Below are 14,016 nucleotides of genomic sequence, written 5' to 3' on the forward strand. Positions count from 1 at the left end.
AATAGTTATGGACATCAGAACGCTGCGCTATTTTGTCGAAGTGGTACGCCAGCAGAGTTTTACTCGCGCAGCGGAGAAGTTGTTTGTCACCCAACCCACCATCAGCAAGATGCTGAAAAACCTCGAAGATGAACTCAACTGTAATTTGCTCATTCGCGACGGACGCAAGCTGTTGCTCACTGATACCGGCCGGGTGGTGTTCGAACGTGGGCTGGCGATTCTGGCCGAGTTTCGGCAACTCGAAGCTGAACTCAGTGATATCAACCACCTGAACAAAGGCTTACTGCGTCTGGGCATTCCGCCGATGGTCGGAATGATGATGGCCGGGCCCATCAGCCTGTTCCGTCAGCGCTATCCGGGCGTGGAGCTTAAAATCGCCGAGTTTGGCGGGCTAACCGTGCAGCAGGCGGTGATTAACGGCGAGCTGGATCTGGCGATGACCGCCCTCCCCGTTGAAGAGGAGAGCGGCCTCGCGACCCTGCCGCTGTTCAGCCACCCGCTGTGCGTACTGGTGCCACGCTCGGGTGACTGGCTCAAGATTGACAAGGTTAAACCCGAGCTGCTGGCCGGGCATCCACTGCTCATTTATAACGAAGACTTCGCCCTTAGCCGCCAGTTAATGCAGCTCTTTAATCAACACGACGTGAAGCCCCGCATTGCCGTGCGCAGCGGGCAGTGGGATTTTCTGGCCGCCATGGTGCAGGCCGGGGTAGGCATTGCGATTCTGCCGCAGCCCATCTGCGAGCGGCTGGACAAAAATACGCTGCGCTGGATCCCGCTGGAGAGCGATCTCCACTGGCAGTTGGGGATGATTTGGCGTGAAGGGGTCTATTTATCCCACAGCGCACGGGCGTGGCTGCAGTGTTGCGAAGGATTCTGGAGCCCCTCACCCTGAACGGATGAGGGGCAAAAGACTACGGGTTCTCAACCAGCAGCGCTTCCAGCAAATCGAGGTCGTGGAGCATCTTTTGCAGCGTTTCGTTACTGATCTCGCGCGTGGCGCGCAGGTGGTACAACTCAGCACGCTCTGAACGCAGCGCCGCCAGACGGAATCGACGTTCCAGTCTCTCTTCCTGCATTGAACTCTCTACATCGTTACGGCCATCGGCGCGGCGACGCAGATTACCAATGACGCGAGAACTCACTTCGGTGAGCAGTTGAGTATCAATATTCTCTTCGGTATCTGCCGCCAGGCGCTCTTCCATCTTCTGGATCGCCACGATAGCGACCTCGGCGATGGCCGCACGGGCAATACGCTCTTCTTTGTGCTGCTGAACGTGGTCAGCCACCTCCATGTGCTGCAGCAGAATAGGCAGCATCACCACGCCGACAAACAGCGAGAACAGAATTACCCCAGCCGCCAGGAACACCAGCTCATAACGCGCCGGGAAGACATCGCCGGTGGGCAGCAACAGTGGAATAGAGAGCACACCGGCGAGGGTGATCGCCCCACGTACTCCGGCGAAGGTCGAAATCAGCAATTCGCGCGTGGTCCAGGAACCGAACTCCATCGGTTTTTTATTCAGGAAACGCACGCTAAACCGTTTCATGGTCCACAGCCAGCCAAAACGTACCAGCATCAGCGCGGCGTAGATCAGCACGATATCGGTAAAGAGCATCCATGTTTCGACATTAGGGTCCGCCTCTGCCGCCACCAGCGAGGATTCAAGAATGCCCGGCAGTTGTAGACCCAACAGCAGAAAGACCATGCCGTTAAAGACAAATTCCAGCATCGACCAGGTGCTGTTAGCACGCAGACGCATCGCCAGCGGCGCCCGGCGCATCACGCCGGCGCGGGTAATGGTCATCCCCGCCGCCACGGCCGCCAGGATGCCCGACACGCCGATGTGTTCGGCAATCAGGTATGAGGCGAAGGGCAGCAGGAACAGCAGCACAATCTGCGTTGCCGGCTCATCCCCGCCCCAGCGGCTGAGGAAGCCCAGTGAACGGCCATAAAGCCAGCTGACCACGAAGCCCGCCAAAATACCGCCAATCGCCACCTTGAGGAACTCCATGGTCGCGCCGCCGACGGTAAAGATCATGGTGCCCATCGCTACGGCGACGGCAAATTTCAGCGCCACCAGGCCAGAGGCGTCGTTCATCAGCGCCTCGCCCTGCAAAATGCCCATGATTTTCTTTGGAATTCGCCCTTCTCCGACGATCCCTGACAGGGCCACGGCATCGGTGGGTGAGAGCACGGCCGCCAGCGCGAAGGCCGGAATCAGCGGAATACCGGGTACTACCCAGTAAATCAGGAAGCCAATACCCACGACGGTGACCACCACCAGCGCCAGCGCCAGACCTAAAATCTCGCGACCGTGTTCCAGGAACTCACGGGTCGGGGTTTTCCAGCCGTCGGCAAAGAGCAGCGGCGGGATAAAGAGAACCAGAAACAGCTCAGGATCGAACTCGACGTGCAGCCCAAACGTGGGCCACGCCAGCAGCGCACCGATTGCGATTTGCATCAGCGGCAGCGGTAACTGGAAGGGTAATACGCGGGTTATTACCCCGGAAAGTGAGACCACAAGGGTCATGATCAATATGGTGAAGAAAATTTCCATGCGTTCCCTGTTTGCGATGTGTCTGTTTTAGTCAATCGTAAGGCGTCGTGCCTTAAGTCTATCTTCTTCAGAGTAACGCAATTGACAACGCGATGGGGTCCGAAAATAAAAAACGGGCGGCCTGAGCCACCCGTTTTAGCAAGAAAGATCAAATTAGATGGCCCAGCCACCCGCGTAGAAGGTCACCAGCGCCACGGCGATCACCACGGTACCGATGTTCAGCTTACGCCACTCTCCCGAGACCAGACGGCCAATCACCAGCGAGGCGAAACCGATCATGATGCCTGTCACGATGTTGCAGGTCAGCACGATGAAGACGGCAGTAATCAGCCCCGCCATGGCATCCACGAAATCGGCAAAGTCGATTTTCGCGACGTTGCTCAGCATCAGCAGACCTACATACATCAGCGCTGGCGCCGTTGCGTAAGCCGGTACCAGGTAAGAGAGCGGAGAGAGGAACAGGATCAGCAGGAAGAGCACGCCCACGGTAATGGCCGTCAGGCCGGTTTTACCGCCCGCCGCCGTACCCGCTGCGGATTCGATATAAACCGCCGCCGGAGCCGCCCCCACCAGGCCTGAGAAGACGCTGCTCAGGGAGTCGGTGGTCAGCGCCTTGCCGCCATCGATAATCTGACCGTCTTTATCCAGCAAGTTGGCCTGGCCCGCTACGGCACGGATGGTACCGGTGGCATCAAACACAGCGGTCATGACCAGCGCCAGCGCGCTTGGCAGGATCACCGGATTCAGCGCGCCCACAATATCCAGGCTACCAATCAGGGAGTTACCTTTGTCATCACTCAGGGATGGCATGGCGAAAATACCGGAGAAGTGCACCGTCGGGTCGAAAATCAGCCCCACAATGGAGATACCGATAATGGTCAGCAGAATGCCGCCCGGCACTTTCAGTTTTTCCAGACCAATGATCACCGCCAGGCCAATAAGGGACATGATCACCGGGAAGCTGGCGAAGTGGCCCAGCGCAACCGGCAGGCCGTCCAGCGGGTTCTTGATTACCAGACCCACGCCGTTCGCGGCGATGAGCAGCAGGAACAGGCCGATACCGATACCGGTGCCGTGCGCCACGCCCTGCGGCAGATTGCGCAAGATCCAGCTACGAATACCGGTGGCGGAGATAACCGTAAAGAGCACCCCCATCAGGAACACGGCACCCAGTGCTACGGGAACGCTAATCTGCTGTCCCAGCACCAGGCTGAACGCGGTAAAGGCGGTCAGTGAAATGGCGCAGCCAATCGCCAGCGGCAGATTGGCCCACAGCCCCATCACGATGGAGCCAACGCCCGCAACCAGACAGGTCGCCACGAAGACCGCCGCCGGCGGGAAGCCCGCTTTGCCCAGCATACCCGGTACCACGATGACGGAATAAACCATCGCGAGGAAGGTCGTCAGACCGGCCAGAACCTCCTGACGCACGGTGCTGCCGCGAGCAGAAATTTTAAACATGGCGTCAAGCGAACCGCCATTACGCGCAGATGGCGTAGACATAGAAAACATCCCCTGAAGATTTTTTTATCGTTCGTTGTTAAGCGTGGTGGACACTCCACTGCCAGCGAAACGTCATATCCTTGTGCTGCGTTTGCGACGAAAAAGGGGCGTCACAAAAAAAGCAAACGTTTAGCTCCGCGCTTAAAAACGGGTGGTGAAATTAAGGCAAACGATTATCCAGCCTAAAGACCGGGCTTTTCAACTGAACTTTGCTGTTTTTCGCTAAAATTCACTTTTGACGATGAAGAAATAACCAGCGGATGCGCAAACGTTATCGTTTATGCGCAATAGGGTTACAGGTTTACGACTCGCCAGGGAGTTCGAACGGGCCGCCTTGTTGTATGGCGCGCTGCCAGGCCGGCCTCATTTCAACTTTTTTCTTCCATGCCTGCAGATGCGGGAGATCGTTAATACCGCCGCGCGCCAGCAGCGCCATGACCGGAAAACTCATCTGAATATCAGCCATGCTAAGGCGATCGCCGGCAAACCAGCTGTTTTGTGCCAGACACGACTCCAGATACCGGGCGTGGGTTTCGAGCTGTTTATTGAGATACGCTTTCTGCACCCCTTGCCCCAGCACTTTTCCCAGCGAACGCAGCCCAAAGGGCACCGGCGGTTTACCGAGGCTGGCAAACACCAGCTTCATTAATAGCAGTGGCATGAGCGAACCTTCCGCATAATGCAGCCAGAAGCGGTAGTTCAGTCGCTGCTCGGGGTTGTCAGGCTTGAGCTGCGACGCGCTGTCATAGGTTTCCTGCAGATACTCCAGAATCGCGCCCGATTCCGCCAGAATCAGACCGTTATCTTCCACCACCGGGGACTTGCCCAGAGGGTGGATTTTTTTCAACGCAGGCGGCGCCAGCATGGTTTTCTCACGCTGATAGCGAACAATCTGGTAAGGCAGAGAGAGCTCCTCAAGAGCCCAAAGTACCCGCTGTGATCGGGACTGGTTTAGGTGGTGAACCGTAATCATGGGCAGCTCCTGATATTCATACAAACTAACTATAGAAAATTGCACAACCTGGCGAAAATATTTCGCCGAGTTTTTACCCTTTTACGCTGGCGAAGCTCCCGCCCCTGGATAGACTTAAAGTGTCAGCACAAACCGGAACCTCGCAACGGCTCGACTGAGGGGTGTTGATGTCGGGGGAAACCCTCCTGTGAAATAAGCGGGATAGAGAGAAAGACAAAGACCGGGAATAAACTAAAGCGCCTTTATGGCGCTTTAGTTTTTTACAGACCCTGCGGATCCTCTTCCAGCAGGCGTGCGCCGGTACCCTGTTGGCCCAGTTTGTCGCCAGGGTTACGCAACGGACAATCGCTTCGCGACAAACAACCACACCCGATACAGCCGTCCAGCTCATCGCGCAGCGCGACCAGCGTATGAATGCGTCGATCCAGTTCATCACGCCACTGGGAGGAGAGCGCTTTCCACTCCTTCGCGCTCAGCGTATGCCCTTCCGGCAGCACGCCTAACGCATCACCAATCGTTGCTAAAGGGATGCCGATACGCTGGGCAATCTTGATGATCGCAACGTAACGCAACACATCACGCGTATAGCGCCGCTGATTCCCGGCGTTCCGGATGCTTTTAATTAACCCTTTGCTTTCATAGAAATGGAGCGCCGATACCGCCACCCCGCTACGCTTCGCCACTTCACCTGGCGTCAATAGCGCTTTAATACGCGGTAATTTCTTTTCCATAAAACCTCTTTACCTCAAGTTAACTTGAGGAATTATACTCGCCCGCAGACAAAACGACGAATCAACAGATACAGGTGTATCCAGAGAGAGGCAGCTTTATGTCGCATCAACAGATTATTGAGACACTTATTGAATGGATTGATGATCACATCGACCAGCCATTAAACATTGATGTGGTAGCCAAAAAATCGGGTTACTCGAAATGGTACCTGCAGAGAATGTTCCGCAATGTTATGCGTCAGACGTTGGGTGAGTATATCCGCCAGCGCAGATTGCTGATGGCCGCGCAGGCACTACGCACTACTCAGCGGCCGATTTTTGATATCGCGATGGATCTCGGATATGTGTCGCAGCAGACGTTTTCCCGCGTTTTCCGCCGGGAGTTCGATCGTACCCCCAGCGACTATCGCCACCAGCTTAACTAACAGGCCGGGCAACCAGCCCCGCAATAGGCTGCTGTTGCCAGGTCATAAACTCGTGGGGTGGCATCGCCTTTGCGAAGTGCCAGCCCTGACAGTATTGCACCCCGCGTTTGTGTAGCCAGGCGACCTGCTCTGCCGTCTCCACCCCTTCGGCGATGGTCTTCAGACGCAGGCTTTGTGCCATTTCAATAATGTGCTCGGCAATCAGATGGCTGGTACTGTTGGTGGTGAGAGTGTCGATAAAGGTCTTATCAATTTTGAGAATATCGACATTCAGCGAGTAGAGATTGTGCAGGTTAGAGTAACCTGTACCGAAATCATCGATCGCCACCTCGTAACCCGCCTGCCGGAAGGCCTGAATCACCGGGGTCGTTTTGGGCACGTCGATAAAACCACGTTCGGTCACTTCAATTTTAATTTGCTGCGCGCGTACAGAATAGTGGCGAGCCTTGTCGCTAATCATGGCGATGAGCCGTGAGGAGTGGAAATCTGAAGCCGAGAGGTTAATGGTGACGTAGAGGTGCGGTCTGGACGCCAGAAAATGGCCGAGATCGTTAAAGACCTCTTCAACCACGTAGTCGGTGATGCGCTCGATCATCCCCTCTTTTTCTGCCAGAGGAATAAATTCCGCCGGGCTCATCACCGGGCCGCTAAAACCGGGCCAACGCAGTAACGCTTCCGCGCCTACACACTCGTTATTTTTGATATCGATAATTGGCTGATAATGCACGCAAAGCTGGCGATTATTTAACGCCCGGTGCAATAAACGCCCCGGCGAATTTAATTCACGGCGAGTTCGCGACCAGACTAATAATATGATGACGCTACAGATCATTCCCAGCGGCAGCGTTAATGTGGCTTCGTGGTAAAGCACATCGTAGAAACGCTGATTGGTAGTTGAAACAATTGCCGCAACGGGGCGCTTTTCTGAATGAACGATGGTGTAAAAACGGCCATCCTCCTGAAACGTGGTTTCCTTATCGCCAGTCAGCGTTTTTAATAAATTTTTATCTGCGTTTTCACTGACCGAGAAAAAAGCATTGGTGACCGTATCAAATATACCCCACGCCAGGGAGTGATCGGTTGACATTACTTCACTGTATGAGAGCGGATTCACCACCACCACATAATTGCCGCGCTGCATATACGTCATTTTATATCCCGCAAAGAAGGGCGTATCGCGGAAATAATATATAGCCACATCAGGCTTACGCGTGTAATTGGCGTGTGGGATGGTATATGCCGTGGTGGGCGTTAATACGGTGGAACAGCGAAATTCACGCCCTTCGGCATAGATTAAATCAGCAATATAGAGACGCCCGCGAACAATATTCAACATATACTGGCGGTGAGCAGGCGAGCAAACATTACCCTGATAGTGTTCAGCGGCATTGCGCGCTAAATCCACTTGATGAATGACGAGTTCAGTTTTATCTAAGGCAAGCTGTGCGAAAGAGCGCAATTGATTACGGGTTTCTGAAACAGCACGCAGTTGGGCAAACCAAAGCGCAAGCATCACCGGTAGTAAAACTACCATGATGATCCCCACACCTCTCAGCACCTTGCCGCGCGCGCTATGATTCATTTCCGCCCTATATCCCTGCTTTTAATGTGCCTGTAGTATTGAAGGCCGGATGCTTTGATAAACAGGTGATTACGTTGCATGAATCATGCGAAGTTAGCAACTGACTTTTATCATCAAAATCCTAATATTTGGTTATGACGATAATATTTGTCCGTAAGCCAAACTAAAAGTATGCGTTCAGTTTTTATTAAGTTAAATAATTTTCCAGCACTGACGGCAGATTTTTTCGATTACGCCACAGCGGATCGCTGATTAAGTCAAACTACTGACAGCATGAAAAAAGCACAATCGGGTGATGTCAGTTCTGGCTATTTACCCATTCGACAGAGTTGAGTGATTTATAAATAATCAACGGCGACGATTGTTTTTCCTCTTCCTGCCCGCTTGGCATCATAAAGTGCTTTATCGGCGCGAATGAGTAATGAGGAAGTATCATGTCCACCGCCCATCACCTCTACTATCCCCGCACTGAAGGAGAGCGTGAGCGCCCTGGTGCCCACCTGTAACGGCCGGGTCAACAGCGTCTGATGCAGCATGAGTGAGAGCTGCAGCGCCGCGTCGCTGTGCGTGCCTGGCATCAAGAGCAGAAATTCTTCTCCGCCTACCCGCCCGAGTGCGGCGTCGGCCGGGGTCATCTCGCGGATGCGTTCGCAAAAGTGTACCAGCGCCCGATCGCCGACCAGATGGCCCCATTGATCGTTGATTTGTTTGAAGAAATCCAAATCAAACATCACCACGCAGAAGGGAGTTTCAGCTGCGAGACCATGACTGACCTCCAACGCGGTGGTGAGCTGCTGAAGAATAGCCGATCGATTAAAGCAGCCGGTCAGATCATCGGTTGTCGCCTTTTTCTCAAGCTGTTTCTCGACGCGCTTACGCTCAGTAATATCCAGCCCAATGTTAAGGATTGAACCGTCCGGCAATAAGATATTCGACCAGAGAATGGTCAGCTGTGCCCCATCCCGGCGTACCGGGTGCCATTCGTACATATCATTTAGCGGGACCGTATTGACGGATTCACGCACCCGCCGGCGAACCTCAGGATCGGGATAGAAGAGCGCCAGCGGATCGGCATGCTCATTGAGCTCGGCCATTTTCCAGCCAAAGACCTTTTCACACTCGGCGTTCCACAGCACGCAGCGGCTACGGCGATCGAATGAATTCATCAGCACCGGGGCACGTTCGAAAAGGGTTTGGTATTGGGTGACGACCCGCTGCATTTCAATGGCGGTACGTTCGCGCGCAATAATTTCGACAAAATAGTCTTTCAGCTTTTCCACCAGGATCACCACGATATCTTTCAGCACAGAGAGTGGCGTCTGCGGATCAGAAAAACCGAGGAAAAAATAGCCGCTACAGAGGTGACCGTGAGGGGTGATTTTGCAAAGTACGCCGCTTTGCAGCTGGGTATAACCGGGATGGCGTTCAGAAAAGAGGTGTTTACCCATGTTGTCTTTCCAGTAAATGACACGCCACGCGCGGTGATGTCGCTGCAACAGGGTGCTCGCCAGAAAATTGCCGACCTCCAGTGAATGACAGGTGAGCTCTCCGGCACTGACTATCTGCTGAAGGCCGTTCTCATCATCGACGGTAATCCAGCTCAGGCGGGCGCCAAAGGCGTGGTTAATTGTCTCAAGCAACTCCAGCAACGTTGATTGCGAAGACAACTGCGGCATAAGTTTTGCCAGCGTGCGCAGGGCCACCGTACTGTCATTAACGATCTCGCGATATGATTCATTCATCGTTTATTCGCGCTCATTAAATAAGAGAGAATGACCGCAACGAATAAGTCAGGATTGGAAAAGCAATACCATGATTATTTGCTTTTCGATGCCATTTAAGGACGCGTGTGTATTGAAAAAATAACAGTTAAATAATAAAAGCCAGAAAATTCAAATACCTGAATTATTTATTACGAGTAAATTTTTTTGTCCGTTCAAGCATAATCCATACTTTAATACCTGTAAATATTGCACAAATTGCTTATTGCTGTGCAAGTTTATCTATCATGATGAATTCGCTGGAAACACCTGTGAAACAGGTCGCTTAGCAAGCGAAGATATATTTATTTGGTCCTAATAACCACGCAATTAAAATGGCTAAAAAGATGCCGTTTTTTTGCGCTCCGCTACTGGCGAATAAAAGAACAAATGTGATATAGTTCACACATCTTGTGTAACGAGAAACGCTGTTTCATTGTTGTGTGTCTAAGTCTGCCGATAGCCAGTTTGCCACCTCTGTGAGCAATATCGCTATTTCCGGCGACGTTCATTTTGAGGATCGGTTTTATGGCAACCCTTACTACCGGCGTAGTGCTTTTGCGCTGGCCGCTGTTTAGCGCTGTACTGATGTTTCTGGCCAGCACGCTGAATATCCAGTTCCGGAAAGCAGATTACGCGGGGCTGGCGGTGATTAGCACCTTCCTGGGTGTCGCTGCTGCCTGCTGGTTTGCGACGGGGTTACTGGGTATCACGCTGATCGATGCGGCAGTGATCTGGAATAACGTAAAAGAGATCATGGTAGAGGCAATGAGCCATACCCCGCCAGACTGGCCGATGATGTACACCTGATGCTGAAAATAAGCGATAAAAAACCCAGACATGGTCTGGGTTTTTTTATGTGCATCGCAAATGCGGATAATCAGAACGGAATGTCGTCGTCAAAATCCATTGGCGGTTCGTTAGACGGTGCCGGAGCAGATTGCTGCTGCGGACGGGACTGTGCGCCGCCGCTGAACTGGTTTCCGCCCTGCGGCTGCTGAGGCTGACCCCAACCGCCCTGCTGCTGGTTCTGACCGCCACCCGCCGGTGCGCCGCCGCCCTGACGGCCACCCAGCATCTGCATGGTGCCGCCCACGTTCACCACCACTTCAGTGGTGTATTTTTCTGCGCCGGACTGATCGGTCCATTTGCGGGTACGCAGCTGGCCTTCGATGTAGACCTGAGAACCTTTACGCAGATATTCGCCGGCCACTTCTGCCAGCTTGCCAAACAGCACGACACGGTGCCATTCGGTCTGCTCTTTCATCTCACCGGTCGCTTTATCACGCCAGGATTCGGAAGTAGCCAGCGTAATGTTGGCAACTGCACCACCACTCGGCATGTAGCGTACTTCCGGGTCCTGGCCCAGATTACCGACGAGAATCACCTTGTTTACGCCTCTGCTGGCCATGATCGTGTCTCCTGAATACGTTTCTTAATAGTGTAAACGCGCGAGTGTACCATTTCCACGCGTCAATTTGCATAGTTGCGTGGCGGGTCCAGAAAACTCTCGCGAGCTCGACATTGTTACACAACCCGCCGGAATTTGCATTCCAATACTGTATATTCAAACAGGTTAATTTGTGTCATAATTAGCCGTTTATGCCGGTTGTCCTTCAAACAAACCAGGCATTCCGTGTTCCAACCGGGAAAGGTGAATGGATAAGATCGAAGTTCGGGGCGCCCGCACCCACAATCTCAAGAATATCAACCTCGTCATCCCTCGCGACAAACTGATCGTCGTGACCGGGTTGTCGGGTTCTGGCAAATCTTCTCTGGCTTTCGACACCTTATATGCCGAAGGGCAGCGTCGTTACGTTGAATCACTCTCAGCCTATGCGCGTCAGTTCCTGTCGCTCATGGAGAAGCCGGATGTAGACCATATTGAAGGGCTATCGCCGGCCATCTCAATCGAGCAGAAATCCACCTCGCACAACCCGCGCTCGACGGTAGGGACAATCACGGAAATCCATGATTACCTGCGTCTGCTGTATGCCCGCGTTGGTGAGCCACGCTGCCCGGACCACGACGTGCCGCTGGCCGCGCAAACCGTCAGTCAGATGGTGGATAACGTACTGGCGCAGCCAGAGGGCAAACGCCTGATGCTGCTGGCTCCCATTATCAAAGAGCGTAAAGGCGAGCACACAAAAACGCTGGAAAACCTGGCCAACCAGGGTTACATCCGCGCCCGTATCGACGGAGAAGTGTGCGATCTCTCCGATCCGCCAAAGCTAGAGCTGCAAAAGAAACACACCATCGAAGTGGTTATCGACCGCTTTAAGGTGCGTGAAGATCTGGCAACGCGTCTGGCCGAGTCGTTTGAAACCGCACTGGATCTCTCCGGCGGTACGGCGGTAGTGGCAGATATGGACGATACCAAAGCGGAAGAGATGCTCTTCTCCGCCAACTTCGCCTGCCCGATTTGCGGCTACAGCATGCGCGAGCTTGAGCCGCGTCTGTTCTCGTTTAACAACCCGGCGGGCGCCTGCCCAACCTGTGACGGCCTGGGCGTGCAGCAGTATTTCGATCCTGACCGCGTGATCCAGAATCCGGAACTGTCGCTGGCTGGCGGTGCGATCCGCGGCTGGGATAAGCGTAACTTCTATTACTTCCAGATGCTGAAGTCGCTGGCTGAGCACTATAAGTTCGACGTTGAAGCCCCCTGGGCCAGCCTGAGCGCAAACGTGCACAAAGTGATCCTGTTCGGTTCCGCTAAAGAGAACATCGAGTTCAAGTACATGAACGATCGCGGTGATACTTCCGTGCGACGCCATCCTTTTGAAGGGGTGCTGCACAACATGGAGCGCCGCTACAAAGAGACAGAATCCAGCGCGGTGCGAGAAGAGCTGGCGAAGTTCATCAGCAACCGCTCCTGCGCCACCTGCGACGGCACGCGTCTGCGTCGTGAAGCACGCCACGTCTTTGTTGAAAATACCCCGCTGCCGACCATCTCAGACATGAGCATCGGCCACGCGATGGACTTCTTCAACAACCTGAAGCTCTCCGGCCAGCGAGCAAAAATCGCGGAAAAAGTGCTGAAAGAGATTGGCGATCGCCTCAAATTCCTGGTGAACGTGGGTCTGAACTACCTGACGCTTTCTCGCTCCGCAGAGACCCTCTCCGGCGGTGAAGCCCAGCGTATCCGTCTGGCCAGCCAGATCGGCGCAGGGCTGGTTGGGGTAATGTACGTACTGGATGAACCCTCTATCGGCCTGCACCAGCGCGATAACGAACGTCTGCTGGGCACGCTTATCCACCTGCGTAACCTCGGCAATACGGTGATTGTGGTCGAGCACGACGAAGACGCCATTCGCGCTGCCGACCACGTGATCGATATTGGCCCCGGTGCGGGTGTACATGGTGGCCAGGTCGTGGCAGAAGGTACCCTGAACGACATCATGGCGGTGCCCGAGTCGCTGACCGGCCAGTACATGAGCGGTAAGCGTAAAATCGACGTGCCAAAACAGCGCGTTCCGGCGGATCCGGAAAAAGTGCTTAAGTTGACCGGCGCGCGCGGTAACAACCTGAAAGATGTGACGCTGACGCTGCCGGTTGGGCTGTTTACCTGCATCACCGGGGTATCCGGTTCCGGTAAATCGACGCTGATTAATGATACGCTGTTCCCTATTGCACAGACGCAGCTTAACGGCGCGACCCTGGCGGAGCCGGCACCGTATCGCGAAATTTCAGGTCTGGAACACTTCGATAAGGTGATCGATATCGACCAGAGCCCTATCGGGCGAACGCCACGTTCCAACCCGGCGACCTATACCGGCGTCTTCACGCCCGTGCGAGAACTCTTTGCTGGTGTGCCGGAATCACGTTCGCGTGGGTATACGCCTGGACGTTTCAGCTTTAACGTTCGTGGCGGCCGCTGCGAAGCCTGTCAGGGCGACGGCGTGATCAAGGTTGAAATGCACTTCCTGCCGGATATTTACGTCCCCTGCGATCAGTGCAAAGGCAAACGCTATAACCGCGAAACGCTGGAGATTAAGTACAAAGGCAAGACCATCCACGAAGTGCTGGATATGACCATCGAAGAGGCGCGTGAGTTCTTTGATGCCGTACCGGCGCTGGCGCGTAAACTACAAACGCTGATGGATGTGGGTCTGACCTATATTCGCCTGGGGCAGTCGGCAACCACCCTTTCCGGCGGTGAAGCTCAGCGCGTGAAGCTGGCGCGTGAACTCTCTAAACGTGGTACCGGTCAGACGTTGTATATTCTCGATGAGCCGACCACCGGTCTGCACTTTGCGGATATCCAGCAGTTGCTCGACGTACTGCATCAGCTCCGGGATCAGGGCAACACCATTGTGGTCATTGAGCACAACCTTGACGTGATCAAAACCGCGGACTGGATTGTTGACCTCGGTCCGGAAGGCGGTAGCGGCGGCGGTGAGATCCTGGTCTCCGGTACCCCAGAGACCGTCGCGGAGTGCGAAGCCTCGCACACCGCACGTTTCCTTAAGCCGATGCTGTAG

11 protein-coding genes are annotated in these 14,016 nt (G+C 54.2%); 4 read left to right on the forward strand and 7 right to left on the reverse strand.

What is annotated here, in order from left to right; all coding sequences use genetic code 11:
• Positions 1-7 precede the first annotated feature (7 nt).
• Positions 8-895 (forward strand): LysR family transcriptional regulator, encoded by an 888-nt coding sequence (locus WFN75_RS14965; protein WP_046885528.1) that lies wholly within the window; start codon positions 8-10, stop codon positions 893-895.
• A 19-nt stretch (positions 896-914) separates the two neighbouring features.
• Here WFN75_RS14965 and WFN75_RS14970 read toward each other — a convergent pair whose 3' ends face one another.
• The 4 genes from WFN75_RS14970 to soxR form a co-directional block, all read right to left on the reverse strand.
• Complete coding sequence (locus WFN75_RS14970; protein WP_046885529.1) at positions 915-2,561, reverse strand: Na+/H+ antiporter; 1,647 nt, start codon at positions 2,559-2,561, stop codon at positions 915-917.
• A 153-nt stretch (positions 2,562-2,714) separates the two neighbouring features.
• Positions 2,715-4,064, reverse strand: coding sequence for a guanine/hypoxanthine transporter GhxP (ghxP, locus tag WFN75_RS14975; RefSeq protein ID WP_336996421.1), 1,350 nt, complete (start codon positions 4,062-4,064; stop codon positions 2,715-2,717).
• A 301-nt stretch (positions 4,065-4,365) separates the two neighbouring features.
• Entirely contained in the window at positions 4,366-5,037 is a 672-nt protein-coding gene (locus tag WFN75_RS14980; RefSeq protein WP_312961362.1) for a glutathione S-transferase family protein, read from the reverse strand.
• Positions 5,038-5,297: 260 nt separating this feature from the next.
• Entirely contained in the window at positions 5,298-5,768 is a 471-nt protein-coding gene (gene soxR, locus WFN75_RS14985) for a redox-sensitive transcriptional activator SoxR (protein WP_040077594.1), read from the reverse strand.
• 98 nt (positions 5,769-5,866) lie between these two features.
• On the opposite strand from soxR, the gene soxS reads away from it, so the two are divergent.
• A complete protein-coding gene (gene soxS, locus WFN75_RS14990; protein WP_040077595.1) occupies positions 5,867-6,193 on the forward strand; it encodes a superoxide response transcriptional regulator SoxS in 327 nt (108 codons plus the stop codon).
• Here soxS and WFN75_RS14995 read toward each other — a convergent pair.
• Together WFN75_RS14995 and WFN75_RS15000 are read right to left on the reverse strand one after the other, a co-directional pair.
• Positions 6,186-7,775 (reverse strand): EAL domain-containing protein, encoded by a 1,590-nt coding sequence (locus WFN75_RS14995; RefSeq protein ID WP_233803239.1) that lies wholly within the window; start codon positions 7,773-7,775, stop codon positions 6,186-6,188. The genes soxS and WFN75_RS14995 overlap by 8 nt on opposite strands.
• Before the next feature lie 338 nt (positions 7,776-8,113).
• Complete coding sequence (locus WFN75_RS15000; protein ID WP_336996422.1) at positions 8,114-9,517, reverse strand: sensor domain-containing diguanylate cyclase; 1,404 nt, start codon at positions 9,515-9,517, stop codon at positions 8,114-8,116.
• A 546-nt stretch (positions 9,518-10,063) separates the two neighbouring features.
• Between WFN75_RS15000 and WFN75_RS15005 the strand changes: the two genes are divergently transcribed.
• A complete protein-coding gene (locus WFN75_RS15005; RefSeq protein ID WP_207292810.1) occupies positions 10,064-10,345 on the forward strand; it encodes a YjcB family protein in 282 nt (93 codons plus the stop codon).
• Positions 10,346-10,415: 70 nt separating this feature from the next.
• Here the strand turns inward: WFN75_RS15005 and ssb1 are convergent, their stop codons facing one another.
• Positions 10,416-10,946: a single-stranded DNA-binding protein SSB1 gene (ssb1, locus tag WFN75_RS15010; RefSeq protein WP_006177466.1), complete on the reverse strand. Its 531-nt coding sequence runs from the start codon at positions 10,944-10,946 to the stop codon at positions 10,416-10,418.
• A 247-nt stretch (positions 10,947-11,193) separates the two neighbouring features.
• On the opposite strand from ssb1, the gene uvrA reads away from it, so the two are divergent.
• Entirely contained in the window at positions 11,194-14,016 is a 2,823-nt protein-coding gene (uvrA, locus tag WFN75_RS15015) for an excinuclease ABC subunit UvrA (protein ID WP_040077600.1), read from the forward strand.

The organism is Leclercia sp. UBA7405 (assembly GCF_037152215.1).
Taxonomy (GTDB): domain Bacteria; phylum Pseudomonadota; class Gammaproteobacteria; order Enterobacterales; family Enterobacteriaceae; genus Enterobacter; species Enterobacter pneumoniae.

What these genes read in the sequence shown, in the direction of transcription:
- WFN75_RS14965 (WP_046885528.1), top strand. Translation starts at nt 8, where the DNA reads ATGGACATCAGAACGCTGCGCTATTTTGTCGAAGTGGTACGCCAGCAG.
- WFN75_RS14970 (WP_046885529.1), bottom strand. Translation starts at nt 2,561, where the DNA reads ATGGAAATTTTCTTCACCATATTGATCATGACCCTTGTGGTCTCACTT.
- ghxP (WP_336996421.1), bottom strand. Translation starts at nt 4,064, where the DNA reads ATGTCTACGCCATCTGCGCGTAATGGCGGTTCGCTTGACGCCATGTTT.
- WFN75_RS14980 (WP_312961362.1), bottom strand. Translation starts at nt 5,037, where the DNA reads ATGATTACGGTTCACCACCTAAACCAGTCCCGATCACAGCGGGTACTT.
- soxR (WP_040077594.1), bottom strand. Translation starts at nt 5,768, where the DNA reads ATGGAAAAGAAATTACCGCGTATTAAAGCGCTATTGACGCCAGGTGAA.
- soxS (WP_040077595.1), top strand. Translation starts at nt 5,867, where the DNA reads ATGTCGCATCAACAGATTATTGAGACACTTATTGAATGGATTGATGAT.
- WFN75_RS14995 (WP_233803239.1), bottom strand. Translation starts at nt 7,775, where the DNA reads ATGAATCATAGCGCGCGCGGCAAGGTGCTGAGAGGTGTGGGGATCATC.
- WFN75_RS15000 (WP_336996422.1), bottom strand. Translation starts at nt 9,517, where the DNA reads ATGAATGAATCATATCGCGAGATCGTTAATGACAGTACGGTGGCCCTG.
- WFN75_RS15005 (WP_207292810.1), top strand. Translation starts at nt 10,064, where the DNA reads ATGGCAACCCTTACTACCGGCGTAGTGCTTTTGCGCTGGCCGCTGTTT.
- ssb1 (WP_006177466.1), bottom strand. Translation starts at nt 10,946, where the DNA reads ATGGCCAGCAGAGGCGTAAACAAGGTGATTCTCGTCGGTAATCTGGGC.
- uvrA (WP_040077600.1), top strand. Translation starts at nt 11,194, where the DNA reads ATGGATAAGATCGAAGTTCGGGGCGCCCGCACCCACAATCTCAAGAAT.